Origin of the sequence: Enterobacter dykesii (assembly GCF_008364625.2) — a bacterium.
Classification (GTDB): domain Bacteria; phylum Pseudomonadota; class Gammaproteobacteria; order Enterobacterales; family Enterobacteriaceae; genus Enterobacter; species Enterobacter dykesii.
On record NZ_CP126604.1, the window covers coordinates 1,383,855 to 1,397,629 of the forward strand.

The following is a 13,775-nucleotide window of genomic DNA, read 5'->3' on the forward strand; positions in this document are numbered from 1 at the left end:
GGAGATTAAACCCGGCTACCCCACAGGTCATACTCATCCGCGTTTTCAACCTTCACGCGAATAATATCACCCGGCTTAACGCTGGTTTCGCCGTTCAGGTACACCGCGCCGTCGATTTCTGGGGCGTCCGCCATGCTGCGGCCAATTGCGCCTTCTTCGTCCACTTCGTCAACGATGACCATGATCTCGCGGCCCACTTTTTCCTGCAGACGCTCGGCAGAGATTTGCTGCTGCAGCTGCATGAAGCGGTTCCAGCGCTCTTCTTTCACCTCTTCCGGCACCTGGTCCGCCAGCTCGTTGGCGGTTGCGCCTTCTACCGGGCTGTACTTGAAGCAGCCTACGCGGTCCAGACGCGCTTCTTTAAGGAAGTCGAGCAGCATCTGGAAGTCTTCTTCGGTTTCACCCGGGAAGCCGACGATGAAGGTGGAGCGCAGGGTCAGTTCCGGGCAGATTTCACGCCACTGCTTGATGCGCGCCAACTGACGGTCAACGGAGCCAGGACGCTTCATCAGCTTCAGGATTCGCGGGCTAGCGTGCTGCAGCGGGATATCCAGGTACGGCAGAATTTTGCCTTCCGCCATCAGCGGGATCACGTCGTCAACGTGCGGGTACGGATAGACGTAGTGCAGGCGCGTCCAGATACCGAGCTTAGACAGCTGTTCGCACAGGCCGACCATGCTGGTTTTCACCGGCTCGCCGTTGTGGAAACCGGAGCGGTGTTTAACGTCCACGCCGTAGGCCGAGGTGTCCTGGGAGATGACCAGCAGCTCCTTCACGCCGGCGTCGGCCAGACGTTTAGCTTCCGCCAGCACTTCGCCAATCGGACGGCTCACCAGATCGCCGCGCATGGACGGGATGATGCAGAAGGTGCAGCGATGGTTGCAGCCTTCGGAAATTTTTAAGTACGCGTAGTGGCGCGGCGTCAGCTTCACGCCCTGCTCTGGCACCAGGCTCAGGAACGGGTTGTGCTTGGGTTTTGGCACGTAGTGATGAACATGTTGCAGCACCTGCTCGTAGCTGTGCGGGCCGGTGATCTCCAGCACCTTCGGGTGCACTTCGCGGATCTGGTCTTCTTTCGCGCCCAGACAGCCGGTAACAATCACTTTGCCGTTTTCCGTCAGGGCTTCACCGATGGCTTCCAGTGACTCCTGAACCGCGCTGTCGATAAAACCGCAGGTGTTCACGATCACCATATCGGCGTTGTCGTAGCTTGGCACCACGTCATAGCCCTCGGTGCGCAGTTCGGTCAGGATGCGTTCGGAATCCACGAGGTTTTTCGGGCAGCCCAGGGAGACGAAGCCGATTTTCGGCTGGTGCGTAACATTGCTCATAGGTTAAAAATTCATCAATTATGGAGTTATCAGGGCGGGATTTTACAGCGTATCGCGGGGGATTTATACACTCTTTGCAAGGCGGATGCGCCGGGCAGACGTTGTAACATTGTAAATAATGTTAATCAGTTAATAAAAATTGATCCCAGGCATTAAACTGTACAAAAAATGAACTTATCCTGATTATGCACAATGGCTGACAGAGGAGGAAAGAGCATGACCGTTGACAGACTTAAACGCGATCTGCTTAACAAGCTGATCAACGCCCGAATCGACCTGGCCGCGTACCTGCAGTTGAGGAAGGCAAAAGGGTATATGTCAGTCAGCGAAAGCGAACATCTGCGTGATAACCTGTTTGAACTTTGCAATTTCATGCGTGAAAAAGCACCGACCCTGCAGGCGAAATACGGCGAAAGCGAAGAAATCGCGCTGCGCCGCGCTGCCGAAGTGCTCTCCATTGCAGGGGTGTGTCTGATGAACGGACGCCACGACTGCCCGAACTTTATCGCTGTTAACGCGGAGAAGCTTGAAAACTGCCTGACCACGCTTTCTCTATGCATCATGTGCCTGAACGAGCACAAACAGCTTGAACAGCACTGACCCAGGGGGAGGCAACTCCCCCTTCTGATTAAGCTTTTGTAAAAGTGGTAACGCGCCCGGACGCAGTGGCTAATCTTTATGCCATGTGCCGATAAAGGAGCGCGTTATGCCTCGATCCTCGCTAATTTCCCTGCCTGCGCTGTTCATGCCGTTTTCGCTTCTTGCTGCCCCGGAGGCGGTCAAGGTCGAGGTGCTGCAAAACAAACTCGATCATCCCTGGTCTCTGGCGTTTCTGCCGGATAATAACGGGCTGCTGGTGACCCTGAAGGGCGGTCAGCTCAAACGCTGGCAGGCCGGAAAAGGGCTCTCCGATCCAATTGTCGGCGTGCCGAAGGTCTGGGCAAACGGTCAGGGAGGATTGCTGGACGTGGTCCTCGCCCCGGATTTTGAAAAATCACGCCGCATCTGGCTGAGCTTCGCTGAAGCCGGGAGTGACGGCAAAGCCGGAACGGCGGTGGGCTATGGCCGCCTGAGCGACGACTATTCCCGCATCGAGGGATTCCAGGTGGTGTTCCGCCAGATGCCGAAACTCTCCACCGGGAACCATTTTGGCGGGCGGCTGGTGTTCGACGGCAAAGGCTCGCTCTTTATCGGACTTGGCGAGAACAACCAGCGTCCGACGGCGCAGGACCTGGACAAGCTGCAGGGTAAAGTGGTGCGCCTCACCGAAGACGGAAAAGTGCCGCCGGATAACCCGTTTGTGAATACCCCCGGCGCACGACCCGAAATCTGGTCTTACGGCATTCGTAACCCGCAGGGGATGGCGATGAATCCCTGGAGCGACGCGCTGTGGCTGAACGAGCACGGCCCGCGCGGCGGGGATGAGATCAACATCCCGGAGAAAGGAAAGAACTACGGCTGGCCGCTGGCGACGCACGGTATTAACTATAGCGGTCTGAAAATTCCGGAAGCCAAAGGCGAGCACGTTGAGGGAACCGAAAAACCGCTGTTCGTCTGGAAAGTGTCGCCTGCCGTGAGCGGTATGGCCTTTTACAACAGCGACGTCTTCCCGCAGTGGAAAAACAAGCTGTTTATCGGCGCGCTGAAGGAAAAGGACGTTATCGTGCTGAGCGTGGAGGGCAATAAGGTCACGGAGGACGGACGAATTCTGGGCGACCGGGATAAACGTATTCGCGATGTGCGGGTGGGGCCGGACGGCTATTTATATGTGCTGACCGACGAGACGGACGGGCAGCTGTTAAAAGTCAGCCCGTCCGGTGCGTAATCAGGTGACCGGGATCATCACCACGTTACGGTACGCCGGGCGATCGCTCAGCTGTTTTAGCCAGCGCTCAAGATGAGGGCGCGGCGTCCACTTCAGGCCCATGTTGGTCAGGTTCCAGACGAACGGCGCCACGGCGATATCGCCTGTGCCGAACGCCTCGCCGGAGAACCAGGCGTGCTTCGCCAGCTCGTCATCCATCATCGCAAACAGGTTTTCGCAGGTATCCTGCGCGGCGTGAATCGCGGGATAATCGCGTTCGGCTTCCGGCGTGCGGATAAGTCCCATCAGGATCACGCGGTGGGTCGGGGATAGCGTCTGATTCGCCCAGTCCATCCACTTTTCGCCCTGAGCACGACGGGTCGGGCTTTCCACCCACAGGCGGCCCTGACCGTACTGGGCGGCGAGGTAGCGGACAATGGTGTTGGACTCCCAAAGCGTCGCGTCTGTTTCATCATCGCGCAGAAGCGGCACCAGGCCGTTCGGGTTCATGGCCAGATAGTCGGCCTCTTTGTTCACGCCAAACGACATGCCGGCCATGATTTGGTTGTAGGGTAAATCCAGCTCCTCGAGCGTCCAGAGCACTTTCTTAACGTTGGTCGAGTTGTTCCTGCCCCAAAGCGTAATCATATTTACTCCTGATGAGTTGTGAATCCGGGTCAGCGTTCGCCATGGTGAGATAAACCTAACAATTACGCAACAGAAGACAAAAAAATCGTCTGAATCAAAGCGTATATGAATGTTATTGCATAAACTTTAATAACTTTACCCTCGTTGGGTTTCTTTAACCGTTTTAGTGCGCTATTACTCATCGCTTCTTGCGACACGGTGATGTGACGTAATTTTTGAATGGACACTCGGGTGGCATTTATGACGCGTAAAATGACTTCTCTGCGCAGCCTTGCGACAGGCTCTGCGCTCCTTTTCCTGTTTGCACCAACTCTCTATGCAGCTGAACAGGCTGCGCCCGAAGCGCCGCCTGTGGATGCGCGCGCCTGGATCCTGATGGATTATTCCAGCGGTAAAGTGCTGGCGGAAGGGAATGCGGATGAGAAACTCGATCCGGCAAGCCTGACCAAAATCATGACCAGCTACGTGGTCGGCCAGGCGCTGAAAGCGGGCAAGATCAAGCTGGACGATATGGTCACCATCGGGAAAGATGCCTGGGCGACCGGCAACCCGGCGCTGCGGGGCTCTTCGGTGATGTTCCTGAAGCCGGGGGATCAGGTCTCCGTTTCCGATCTGAACAAAGGGGTAATTATTCAGTCGGGAAATGATGCGTGTATCGCGCTGGCCGATTATGTTGCCGGCAGCCAGGATTCTTTCATTGGCTTGATGAATGGCTACGCGCAGAAACTGGGCTTAACCAACACCACGTTCAAAACGGTTCACGGTCTGGATTCGCCGGGACAGTTCAGTACCGCGCGCGACATGGCGCTGCTGGGGAAAGCGCTGATCCACGACGTGCCGGATGAATACGCCATCCATAAAGAGAAAGAGTTTACCTTCAATAAAATCCGCCAGCCGAACCGCAACCGCCTGCTGTGGAGCAGCAATGTTAACGTGGACGGAATGAAAACCGGCACTACGGCGGGCGCGGGCTATAACCTGGTGGCCTCCGCGACCCAGGGCGACATGCGCCTCATTTCTGTGGTGCTGGGCACCAAAACCGACCGCATTCGCTTTAATGAGTCAGAAAAACTGCTGACCTGGGGCTTCCGCTTCTATGAAACCGTGACGCCGATTAAACCGGATGCCACGTTCGTCAGCCAGCGCGTCTGGTTTGGTGACAAGAGCGAAGTGAACCTGGGCGCGGGTGAGGCGGGCTCGGTGACCATTCCGCGCGGTCAGCTGAAAAACCTGAAGGCCAGCTATACCCTGACCGACCCGCAGCTTACGGCTCCGCTGAAAAAAGGCCAGGTGGTCGGGACGATTGATTTCCAGCTAAACGGGAAGTCGATTGAACAGCGTCCGCTGATTGTAATGGAAGCTGTGGAAGAGGGCGGCTTCTTCAGCCGGATGTGGGATTTCGTGATGATGAAATTCCACGGGTGGTTCGGCAGCTGGTTCAGCTAAACCTTTTGGGTTTTCTCCCTCTCCCTGTGGGAGAGGGGCGGGGTGCGGGCATCAGACCGCATCCCTCTTAATACATTAACTTCACCTGCTGCGCCTTCGCGTGGGCCACGATCTCGTCGTCCGGGCGGCAGTCGCTGACGATGGCATCGAACTGCGCCAGCTCGCCCATTCTTGCCGAACGCACCTTGCCAAACTTGCTGTGATCGACCACCAGCACATGGTACTGCGCCGCGCTTAACGCCCAGTGTTTCACCGGCAGCTCTTCCAGGTTAAAGCAGGTCGCACCCTGACGCACGTTGACGCCCGCGGCGGAATAAAACGCGATATCCGGACATAAATTGCTGAGCGTGTCGTGCAGGTTAAGCGGCTTAAAGATGGCGTTGCTGGCGTGAAACTCGCCGCCGCAGAGGATCACCCGGCACTCGGGTTTCTCCTGAAGCGCCAGAAAGGTGTTCAGGGAGTAGCACACGGCGGTAAAAGGGATGCTGCTGTCGATAGCTTCGATAATCCACGGCGTGGTGGTTCCGCAGTCAAAAAACAGCGTCTGGTGCGGCTGTACCAGTGAGGCCGCAAGCCGGGCGGCTTTGCGCTTCTCTTCCACCAGGCGCGTTTTCTGGTCGCTGATCAGATAATGGCTGGCGCTACGCGGCTCAAGCACAATATATCCGCCCAGCAGCACGACGGGCGCGCTTTCGCTGTTCAGATCCCGACGAATGGTCATCTCTGAGACGCCGAGGAGGTTGGCGGCTTCCTTAAGATGCAGCTTATCGCTGCGCTTCAGCGCCTGTAGCAGCTGAGCAATGCGGTCATCGCGACGTGTTTCCATAGTTCCTCGGGATAAAAAAGTGAACCCCCGCAGGGCGGGGGCTCAAGTGTAACCTGTCAGGTTGGGGTTAGTCACGTATCCAGCCTTTGCGGATCGGGATAGCGAAAATGGCGCGATAGAGCGAAGACAGCGTGCGGTAAAGCGCTTCACCGAAGAGGCTCCACAGGATAGCCGCGCTCACGCAGCCGATCAGCCCGACCAGGAAACCGCCCACCATATCCAGCGGCCAGTGAACGCCCAGGTAAACGCGAGACCAGGCGATAGCCAGGGCCGCCACAATCAGGACCGCACCGGACCACAGGCGATGCCAGAACAGGAAAGCCAGCGCGAAGGTAAAGATCACCGTTCCGTGATCGCTCGGGAACGAGTCATCCGGCGCGTGGTGCAGGAAGGTATAGCCGACGCGATCGACAAACGGACGATCGTGCGGGAACGCATGGCCGAGAATGTAGCTGACCAGGACGCTTACCCCGAGCGCCATCGCGACTTTAATCACCAGCTGGCGCTGCGCCTTCACCTGGCTGCGGGGACCCCACAGCCAGAGAATCGCAGCCAGTGCAGGCACGATACCGATCAGATCTTTTGCCAGGAAGGTGGCAAAATCGATCGTCCACTCAGGCGAGGCTGGCGTGGCGTTGATCAGATAAAACAGCTGATAATTCAGATTCTCTAACATAGCGTTATCACTCTTTAGCAAACCGGGTGGAAATAAGTCCGTAGACAACCACCTGAGAAAACCAGACCCACCACCCGGCCCACAGGTTGTGAGAGAAAAAATGCGCCCCGCGCATGACCTGGCCGTAGCCCATCGCCAGACCTAACACCACGCCCAGCGCGACGAAGCACCAGGCGAGACGCGGACGCTCGCGCCAGAAGGCAAAAAACAGGCCCATCACCATAAAGCCGCTGGAGGCATGACCGCCGGGGAAACAACGCCCCGGACCGCTGTCAGCAGGGACGGCGCTGAACAGGGGATAAGACATAGCCTTACCGCCATATTCCACCAGATCCCACGGGCAGCTGTGATGGCTCACGCTTTTCAGCACGCCTACTACCAGCGCGCCAACGCCCATCAGCAGCGCCGCCGTGACAAGCCTTGCGTTGCGCTTGTAGGCACCGTAAAACAGCGCTACAGCACCTAAGCCGATGGCGATGTACTTTGCCAGGCGGTGGTTTAGCAGATCCAGCAGGTGATCCTTCTGCAGCGGAAAGCTCTGCGTGGCCGCGTCATACCAAAAGCCGGTGATCCATCTGTCGAGCGCTTCACTGCGCGATAGCCATGTAAACACCACGGCAAGGGCAATCAGTACGAAAAGCTGATAACCATAAAAGCGGGTCGGTAAGCGGTAAAGTCGTTTTGTCTTATTTGTCTGTAAGTTAGACAATTCTGAACGGCTGGAGGTGAGTGCCATAATTTGGGGTCGTTGACGAGTAATCGCGCTATCATAAAAGTGTCAACTTAAGGAAACCTTAAACGAAGACGATATGTGCTTTATTTCTGTTTATCCTCGATAAATCACTATCTCGGGCTGCGGCATTTCATTAAACTCGTCGCGATTTTGTCATTATAAAGAGATTGCATGTTAAACCGTTCTTCTTCTGGTTCACGTCTGGGTCGTCAGGCGTTGCTTTTCCCTCTGTGTCTGGTGCTCTACGAATTCTCTACCTATATCGGCAACGATATGATCCAGCCCGGGATGCTGGCCGTTGTGGCGCAGTACAACGCGGGTATTGAGTGGGTGCCGACCTCCATGACCGCCTATCTGGCCGGCGGCATGTTTTTACAGTGGCTGTTAGGCCCGCTGTCGGATCGTATTGGCCGTCGTCCGGTGATGCTGACGGGCGTGGTGTGGTTTATCGTCACCTGTCTCGCCACGCTGCTGGCGCAAAACATTGAACAATTTACCCTGCTGCGCTTCCTGCAAGGGGTGAGCCTGTGCTTTATCGGCGCCGTGGGGTATGCCGCCATTCAGGAGTCGTTTGAAGAGGCTGTGTGTATCAAAATTACCGCGCTGATGGCGAACGTGGCGCTGATCGCCCCCTTACTCGGGCCGCTGGTGGGTGCCGCGTGGGTGCACGTTGCGCCGTGGGAAGGGATGTTTGTGCTCTTTGCGCTTCTCGCCGCCTTCGCGTTCTTTGGCCTGCACCGGGCGATGCCGGAAACGGCCACCCGCATCGGCGAGAAACTCTCGCTGAAAGAGCTGGGTCGGGATTACAAAGAAGTGCTGAAGAACGGCCGCTTTGTGGCGGGCGCGCTGGCGACCGGGTTCGTTAGCCTGCCGCTGCTGGCGTGGATCGCGCAGTCGCCGGTCATTATCATCAGCGGTGAAAAACTCAGCAGCTACGAGTATGGCCTGCTGCAGGTGCCGATCTTTGGCGCGCTGATTATCGGGAATCTGGTGCTGGCACGCCTGACGTCACGACGCACCGTGCGTTCACTGATTATCATGGGCGGCTGGCCGATTGCGGCAGGGCTGATTCTGGCTGCGGTGGCGACCGTCGCGTCAACACACGCTTATCTGTGGATGACGGCGGGGCTGAGCATCTACGCCTTCGGGATTGGCGTGGCCAACGCCGGGCTGGTGCGCCTGACGCTGTTTGCCAGCGAGATGAGTAAAGGCACGGTCTCAGCGGCGATGGGGATGCTGCAGATGCTGATTTTTACCGTCGGTATCGAGGTGAGCAAGCATGCCTATGCGATGGGCGGCAACGGGCTGTTCAGCCTGTTTAACCTCGCCAACGGCCTGCTGTGGGTTGGACTGATGGTGGTGTTCCTGAAAGACAAACGCGTCGGGAACGCCCTGCAACCTTAACCTGTTTATTCCCTCTTCCTGTTGGCGAGCACGGAACAGTCCCCTCTCCCTGTGGGAGAGGGCCAGGGTGAGGGCATCAGACCGCACCGGTCAATTAAACGGTGCCTCCCCGTACAACACTTTCTCAATCACGTTTAAAACGCCTTCATCGTTATTATGCGGCGCCTCAAAACGCGCCGCCGCTTTGATGTGCGGTCTGGCATTCGCCATCGCAAAGCTGAACCCGGACTGGCGCAGCATCTCCACGTCGTTGCCGCTGTCGCCGAAGGCCACCACTTCGCTATCGTCAATGCCCCAGCGCTTTTGCAGGATCCGCAGGCCGTTAGCTTTGTGCACGCCGGGGATAATCAGATCGATACTGCCGTGACCGGTGGTGACGGGCACCATGATGTCACTCAGCTTTTCATGCAGCAGCGCCTGAATACGCGGAATTTCATCGTCAGAAACGTTAAGCCCGAACTTGAAGAAAATATCGTTCAGATTGTCGAAATCGCTGACCATTTCGAGGCGGTGGTAATACTTCGCCGCGATATCCTTAAAGCCCTCGTCATAGCATTTCAGCGTGTACGCGCTGCTTTTGCCACAGGCGATAATCTCAATGCCCGGAACCTCGTTTAACACGTTCGCGACGGTAGAGAAATGGGCTTTCGACAGTTCGCCGTTAAAGACATCTTCACCTTCGCTCACCACCCAGCCGCCGTTTTCGGCGACGAACGCAATTTCATGCGCTATCTCCGGGAAAAAGGAGATCAGCTGGTAATACTGGTTGCCGCTGGCGACCACGAAGCGAATGCCTTGCGCCTTCATGCGGGCGTACTGCTCCAGAAAGCGCGGCCGATTGTAGGTTTTGGCATCGCTCAGAAATGTACCATCCATGTCGACGGCGATCAGTTTAACGCTCATATCCCTTCTCCAGTGTCGTTTGATTCGTTTCCGGCTTTGCCACCGCGCGCGCCACCAGCGCCGCGATGATGACCAACCCTAACACCACCAGCATGGCGCTGCGCAGCCCGTAGTGCTCGCCGAGGAAGCCGAGCAGCGGCGGCCCGACCAGGAAGGCGAGATAGCCCGTGGTCGCCACCACGCTGACGCGCGTCGGGGCATCCGGGCCGGTATCGCTGGCGGCTGAAATGGTCAGCGGGAAGCCGAGCGACGCGCCCAGCCCCCAGAGGATCACCGAGACGCCGGCAATCCAGTCCACATCGACAAAGATGATCATCGCAATACCCAGGCCGCCCAGCAGGGCGCTGGCGCGCACCACCGCCACGCGGCTGTAGCGGTCGATAAACCAGCCGCCGGTGAAGCGGCCAACGGTCATCCCCAGCGTAAACCCGGCGTAAATCAGCGAGCCGGAGGTCGGGCTAAAGCCGTGACCGTCCACCATCAGCAGCGGCAGCCAGTCGTTGGCGGAACCTTCCGCGAACGCCATCGCCAGCACCACCACGCCGATCAGCATCAGCTGGAAGTCGCGGTAGAAGGGCTGTCCTTTTTCGGCCGAGTGCTGTTCGTCCGCGGAGTTTTTACCGGTGCCGTCCGGGATGGCCCGGATGCCGGTAAGAATGGGAATGATGCACACCAGCGCCGCCAGCAGGATATGCAGATTCGCGCTCACGCCAGTGGCCGTCAATGCCATCCCCACGCCCGCACCGGCCAGCGTGCCGAGGCTGTAAAAACCGTGCATCATCGGCAGCACGGTTTTATTCATTTCGCGCTCGACCGCCGCCCCTTCCACGTTGATGGCAACTTCAGCCGAACCGAAGCTGCCGCCGAATACCGTCAGGCCCAGGGCGAACAGCACCGGCGAGGCAAACCACAGCGCCACGCTTAATACTCCCATCCCGAACACGGCAAAGCACATGGTGGTGCGGATCACCGCTCGCGTACCAAAGCGCTTTACCAGCCACGCGGAGCAGAGGATGCCGCTCATGGAACCTATCGACAGGCCGAACAGTACGATGCCCATCTCGGCGGTAGAAACGGACAAAATATCGCGAATAGCGGGGGTGCGCGTGGCCCAGGAGGCCATCAGCAGACCGGGAATAAAGAAGAACATAAACAGCGCCCACAGGCGGAGCTGCAGGGCTTTGCGGGGAGAGGTCAGCGTCATCGGGATAGCACCAGAAGTACAACAATAGCGACAACACTAGCAAGTTTGTGTACATTTGTACACAAACCACGTGAGGAATTTATGAGCAGACCACCGAACGATCCACATCGCCGGGAGAAGATCCTGCAGGCAACGCTCGATACCATCGCCGAACACGGCATCCACGCCGTCACGCACCGTAAAATCGCCACCTGCGCGGGCGTGCCGCTGGGGTCGATGACCTACTATTTCGACGGCATGGAGCCGCTGCTGGAGGAGGCCTTCACGTGGTTTACCCGACAGATGTCGCAAGAGTACCGGGATTTCTTTGCTGGCGTCACCGGTCCGGAAATGGCGTGCGAATCCATCACCACCCTGATCCACAGCTCACAGGTAACCACGCCGCACAACATGGCGCTGATGTATCAGCTCTACGCCTTTATGCACCGCAGCGCGGCGCTGAAAACGGTGATGCAGGACTGGATGAAGATGAGCCAGACCACGCTGGAGCAGTGGTTCGACCCGGTTACCACCCGCGCGCTGGACGCGTTTATCGAAGGGATGACGCTGCACTACGTCACCGACCGGGCGCCGTTAACCCGGGAGGAGATTCGGGCGATGGTGGGGAGAATTGCGGGCGAGGGGAACCCTTAGGTAACACTCGCCCTGCCACTTTTACCTGTGATCGATTTTTTTCCCGCTGGCGTCCACGACGGCTTCGCCATCCTCTTTCGTAAATGCCCCTTTCTGCGCGTCCGGCAGAATGTCGAGGACAACTTCAGATGGGCGGCACAGGCGGGTACCCAGCGGCGTTACCACGATCGGACGGTTAATCAGGATCGGGTGCTGCAGCATAAAATTGATAAGCTGGTCGTCGGTGAAGTTATCGTCGGCAAGGCCCAGCTGTTCATAGGGCTCCACGTTTTTACGCAGCAGGTCCCGCACTGAAATGCCCATATCGGCAATCAGGGTGGTCAGCTCATCGCGCGACGGCGGGTTTTCCAGATAGAGGATAATCTCTGGCTCCGTGCCGCTGTTGCGGATCATCTCCAGCGTGTTGCGCGAGGTGCCGCAGGCGGGGTTGTGGTAAATGGTGATGTGGCTCATATCAGTGGCTCATTACAGTGTGAAGGAGAGACGTAGCGCCAGCGCGGCGAGCGTCACAAACAGGACCGGCAGCGTCATAATGATGCCCGTCCGGAAATAGTAGCCCCAGGTAATCGTCATGTTTTTCTGCGCCAGCACGTGGAGCCAGAGCAGGGTGGCGAGGCTGCCGATAGGCGTGATTTTCGGCCCCAGGTCGCAGCCAATCACGTTGGCGTAAATCATCGCCTCCTTAATCAACCCCGTTGCTGTGCTGCCCTCAATGGAGAGCGCGCCAATCAGCACCGTGGGCATATTGTTCATTATGGATGACAGGAAAGCGGTGATGAACCCGGTACCCAGCGTGGTGGCCCACAGCCCGTGCCCGGCCAGGCTATTCAGTACGCCTGAGAGATATTCCGTCAGCCCGGCATTGCGCAGGCCATACACCACCAGATACATCCCCAGCGAGAAGATAACGATCTGCCACGGCGCGCCGCGCAGCACTTTTCCGGTGTTTATCGCATGTCCGCGTTTTGCGACGGCAAATAAAATCAGCGCGCCGACGGTCGCAATGGCACTGACCGGAATGCCGAGAGGTTCAAGCACAAAGAAACCGACGAGCAGAAGGAGCAGGACGATCCAGCCCGTTCTGAAGGTCGGAAGGTCGTGAATGGCCCGCGCGGGCTCCTGAAGTTTCGCCAGGTCATATTCCGGGGGAATTTCCTTGCGGAAGAACAGATGCAGCATGACCAGCGTTGCGGCAATGGCGGCGATATCTACCGGGATCATCACCGAGGCGTATTCGCTGAACCCCAGCTTAAAGAAGTCTGCCGACACGATGTTGACCAGGTTGGAGACAATCAGCGGCAGGCTGGCGGTATCGGCGATAAAACCTGCTGCCATCACAAACGCCAGCGTGGCCTGTTTGCTGAACCCCAGCGCCAGCAGCATGGCGATAACGATAGGGGTCAGGATCAGCGCCGCGCCGTCATTGGCAAATAGCGCCGCCACGGCTGCACCCAGCAGCACGATATACGTAAACAGCAATCGCCCGCGACCGTTCCCCCAGCGGGCGACGTGCAGCGCCGCCCACTCGAAAAAGCCGGACTCATCCAGCAGCAGGCTGATGATAATGACGGCAATGAACGTCGCCGTAGCGTTCCAGACGATATTCCACACCACCGGAATATCGTTAATGTGAATCACGCCGCTAATCAGCGCCAGTACGGCGCCAATGCTGGCGCTCCAGCCAATACTGAGCCCTCTGGGCTGCCAGATGACCAGTACCAGCGTAAACAGAAAAATAGCCCCTGCCAGAAACATCGCTTACTCCGTTATATCTTTTTTTGTGAATGTATTGTTATCAACACGAGCCTGAAAGTCGGTTTTTCAGCTTCATGCGCGTCTCTTCCCGCAGGCAGTTCCAACTGGTGTCGATAACGGCTGCCGCCCATGCAGGCATGTTGGGAGAGAGACGGTAATGGACCCATTTCCCCTCGCGACGATCGATAACCAGCCCGGACTCGCGCAGCAGCGCCATGTGACGGGAGACTTTCGGCTGCGACTCGGCGGTCGCGGAGCAGAGATCGCAGACGCACAACTCGCCCGCTTCACGGAGCAGCATGACGATGGCGAGCCGCGTTTCGTCGGAGAGGGTTTTGAAGAGCTGGAGCGGGTGGAGCATGGGAGTTCCTGCAGGTGTGATTTTCATATGCGTTTAATCATATATGTTTTA

General features: G+C 57.6%; 15 protein-coding genes. 5 read left to right on the plus strand and 10 right to left on the minus strand.

The features are described from left to right. Positions 1 to 5: 5 nt before the first annotated feature. Positions 6 to 1,331, minus strand: a complete 1,326-nt coding sequence (gene rimO, locus F0320_RS06515) for a 30S ribosomal protein S12 methylthiotransferase RimO (RefSeq protein WP_047653222.1) — start codon at positions 1,329 to 1,331, stop codon at positions 6 to 8. A gap of 216 nt (positions 1,332 to 1,547) precedes the next feature. Between rimO and bssR the strand changes: the two genes are divergently transcribed. Beyond that, entirely contained in the window at positions 1,548 to 1,931 is a 384-nt protein-coding gene (gene bssR, locus F0320_RS06520; protein WP_047653221.1) for a biofilm formation regulator BssR, read from the plus strand. A gap of 106 nt (positions 1,932 to 2,037) precedes the next feature. Continuing rightward, the gene (locus F0320_RS06525) at positions 2,038 to 3,156 is read left to right on the plus strand and encodes a PQQ-dependent sugar dehydrogenase (RefSeq protein ID WP_126328099.1); all 1,119 of its coding nucleotides are present in this window, start codon (positions 2,038 to 2,040) and stop codon (positions 3,154 to 3,156) included. Here the strand turns inward: F0320_RS06525 and F0320_RS06530 are convergent, their stop codons facing one another. Beyond that, complete coding sequence (locus F0320_RS06530; RefSeq protein ID WP_126328100.1) at positions 3,157 to 3,783, minus strand: glutathione S-transferase family protein; 627 nt, start codon at positions 3,781 to 3,783, stop codon at positions 3,157 to 3,159. A 240-nt stretch (positions 3,784 to 4,023) separates the two neighbouring features. Here F0320_RS06530 and dacC point away from each other — a divergent pair, with 240 nt between their 5' ends. After that, complete coding sequence (dacC, locus tag F0320_RS06535) at positions 4,024 to 5,229, plus strand: serine-type D-Ala-D-Ala carboxypeptidase (RefSeq protein ID WP_047653218.1); 1,206 nt, start codon at positions 4,024 to 4,026, stop codon at positions 5,227 to 5,229. Between the two features lie 67 nt (positions 5,230 to 5,296). Here the strand turns inward: dacC and deoR are convergent, their stop codons facing one another. The 3 genes from deoR to F0320_RS06550 all read right to left on the minus strand — a co-directional run bounded on the left by deoR (position 5,297) and on the right by F0320_RS06550 (position 7,467). Continuing rightward, positions 5,297 to 6,055, minus strand: coding sequence for a DNA-binding transcriptional repressor DeoR (gene deoR / locus F0320_RS06540; RefSeq protein ID WP_029739929.1), 759 nt, complete (start codon positions 6,053 to 6,055; stop codon positions 5,297 to 5,299). Between the two features lie 67 nt (positions 6,056 to 6,122). After that, the gene (ybjG, locus tag F0320_RS06545) at positions 6,123 to 6,731 is read right to left on the minus strand and encodes an undecaprenyl-diphosphate phosphatase (protein WP_126328101.1); all 609 of its coding nucleotides are present in this window, start codon (positions 6,729 to 6,731) and stop codon (positions 6,123 to 6,125) included. Between the two features lie 7 nt (positions 6,732 to 6,738). Beyond that, positions 6,739 to 7,467: a phosphatase PAP2 family protein gene (locus F0320_RS06550; protein ID WP_039261468.1), complete on the minus strand. Its 729-nt coding sequence runs from the start codon at positions 7,465 to 7,467 to the stop codon at positions 6,739 to 6,741. A gap of 168 nt (positions 7,468 to 7,635) precedes the next feature. Here F0320_RS06550 and F0320_RS06555 point away from each other — a divergent pair, with 168 nt between their 5' ends. Then, positions 7,636 to 8,868, plus strand: a complete 1,233-nt coding sequence (locus F0320_RS06555; RefSeq protein WP_126328102.1) for an MFS transporter — start codon at positions 7,636 to 7,638, stop codon at positions 8,866 to 8,868. A 90-nt stretch (positions 8,869 to 8,958) separates the two neighbouring features. On the opposite strand, the gene F0320_RS06560 is transcribed toward F0320_RS06555, so the two are convergent. Together F0320_RS06560 and F0320_RS06565 are read right to left on the minus strand one after the other, a co-directional pair. Next, positions 8,959 to 9,771, minus strand: a complete 813-nt coding sequence (locus F0320_RS06560; RefSeq protein ID WP_126328103.1) for a Cof-type HAD-IIB family hydrolase — start codon at positions 9,769 to 9,771, stop codon at positions 8,959 to 8,961. Next, a complete protein-coding gene (locus tag F0320_RS06565) occupies positions 9,761 to 10,975 on the minus strand; it encodes an MFS transporter (RefSeq protein WP_126328104.1) in 1,215 nt (404 codons plus the stop codon). Before F0320_RS06565 ends, F0320_RS06560 begins: the two co-directional genes overlap by 11 nt. An 81-nt stretch (positions 10,976 to 11,056) precedes the next feature. Between F0320_RS06565 and F0320_RS06570 the strand changes: the two genes are divergently transcribed. Continuing rightward, positions 11,057 to 11,608: a TetR/AcrR family transcriptional regulator gene (locus F0320_RS06570; RefSeq protein WP_126328105.1), complete on the plus strand. Its 552-nt coding sequence runs from the start codon at positions 11,057 to 11,059 to the stop codon at positions 11,606 to 11,608. Positions 11,609 to 11,629: 21 nt separating this feature from the next. On the opposite strand, the gene arsC is transcribed toward F0320_RS06570, so the two are convergent. Genes arsC through F0320_RS06585 form a run of 3 tightly spaced genes read right to left on the minus strand, consistent with a single transcriptional unit; the run spans position 11,630 to position 13,724 of the window. Further along, the gene (gene arsC, locus F0320_RS06575) at positions 11,630 to 12,061 is read right to left on the minus strand and encodes a glutaredoxin-dependent arsenate reductase (protein ID WP_126328106.1); all 432 of its coding nucleotides are present in this window, start codon (positions 12,059 to 12,061) and stop codon (positions 11,630 to 11,632) included. 12 nt (positions 12,062 to 12,073) lie between these two features. Continuing rightward, on the minus strand, positions 12,074 to 13,363 hold the full coding sequence (locus F0320_RS06580; RefSeq protein WP_126328107.1) for an arsenic transporter: 1,290 nt from the start codon (positions 13,361 to 13,363) through the stop codon (positions 12,074 to 12,076). 40 nt (positions 13,364 to 13,403) lie between these two features. Beyond that, positions 13,404 to 13,724 carry a metalloregulator ArsR/SmtB family transcription factor gene (locus tag F0320_RS06585; RefSeq protein WP_126328108.1) on the minus strand — a complete coding sequence of 107 codons (321 nt, stop codon included), beginning with the start codon at positions 13,722 to 13,724 and terminating at the stop codon, positions 13,404 to 13,406. Positions 13,725 to 13,775: the final 51 nt, after the last annotated feature.

Excerpts from the sequence above, each read along its gene's own strand:
- F0320_RS06570 (WP_126328105.1), top strand. The coding sequence starts at position 11,057 with ATGAGCAGACCACCGAACGATCCACATCGCCGGGAGAAGATCCTGCAG.
- bssR (WP_047653221.1), top strand. The coding sequence starts at position 1,548 with ATGACCGTTGACAGACTTAAACGCGATCTGCTTAACAAGCTGATCAAC.
- deoR (WP_029739929.1), bottom strand. The coding sequence starts at position 6,055 with ATGGAAACACGTCGCGATGACCGCATTGCTCAGCTGCTACAGGCGCTG.
- F0320_RS06550 (WP_039261468.1), bottom strand. The coding sequence starts at position 7,467 with ATGGCACTCACCTCCAGCCGTTCAGAATTGTCTAACTTACAGACAAAT.
- ybjG (WP_126328101.1), bottom strand. The coding sequence starts at position 6,731 with ATGTTAGAGAATCTGAATTATCAGCTGTTTTATCTGATCAACGCCACG.
- dacC (WP_047653218.1), top strand. The coding sequence starts at position 4,024 with ATGACGCGTAAAATGACTTCTCTGCGCAGCCTTGCGACAGGCTCTGCG.
- F0320_RS06580 (WP_126328107.1), bottom strand. The coding sequence starts at position 13,363 with ATGTTTCTGGCAGGGGCTATTTTTCTGTTTACGCTGGTACTGGTCATC.
- F0320_RS06585 (WP_126328108.1), bottom strand. The coding sequence starts at position 13,724 with ATGCTCCACCCGCTCCAGCTCTTCAAAACCCTCTCCGACGAAACGCGG.
- F0320_RS06565 (WP_126328104.1), bottom strand. The coding sequence starts at position 10,975 with ATGACGCTGACCTCTCCCCGCAAAGCCCTGCAGCTCCGCCTGTGGGCG.
- arsC (WP_126328106.1), bottom strand. The coding sequence starts at position 12,061 with ATGAGCCACATCACCATTTACCACAACCCCGCCTGCGGCACCTCGCGC.
- F0320_RS06530 (WP_126328100.1), bottom strand. The coding sequence starts at position 3,783 with ATGATTACGCTTTGGGGCAGGAACAACTCGACCAACGTTAAGAAAGTG.
- rimO (WP_047653222.1), bottom strand. The coding sequence starts at position 1,331 with ATGAGCAATGTTACGCACCAGCCGAAAATCGGCTTCGTCTCCCTGGGC.
- F0320_RS06560 (WP_126328103.1), bottom strand. The coding sequence starts at position 9,771 with ATGAGCGTTAAACTGATCGCCGTCGACATGGATGGTACATTTCTGAGC.
- F0320_RS06555 (WP_126328102.1), top strand. The coding sequence starts at position 7,636 with ATGTTAAACCGTTCTTCTTCTGGTTCACGTCTGGGTCGTCAGGCGTTG.
- F0320_RS06525 (WP_126328099.1), top strand. The coding sequence starts at position 2,038 with ATGCCTCGATCCTCGCTAATTTCCCTGCCTGCGCTGTTCATGCCGTTT.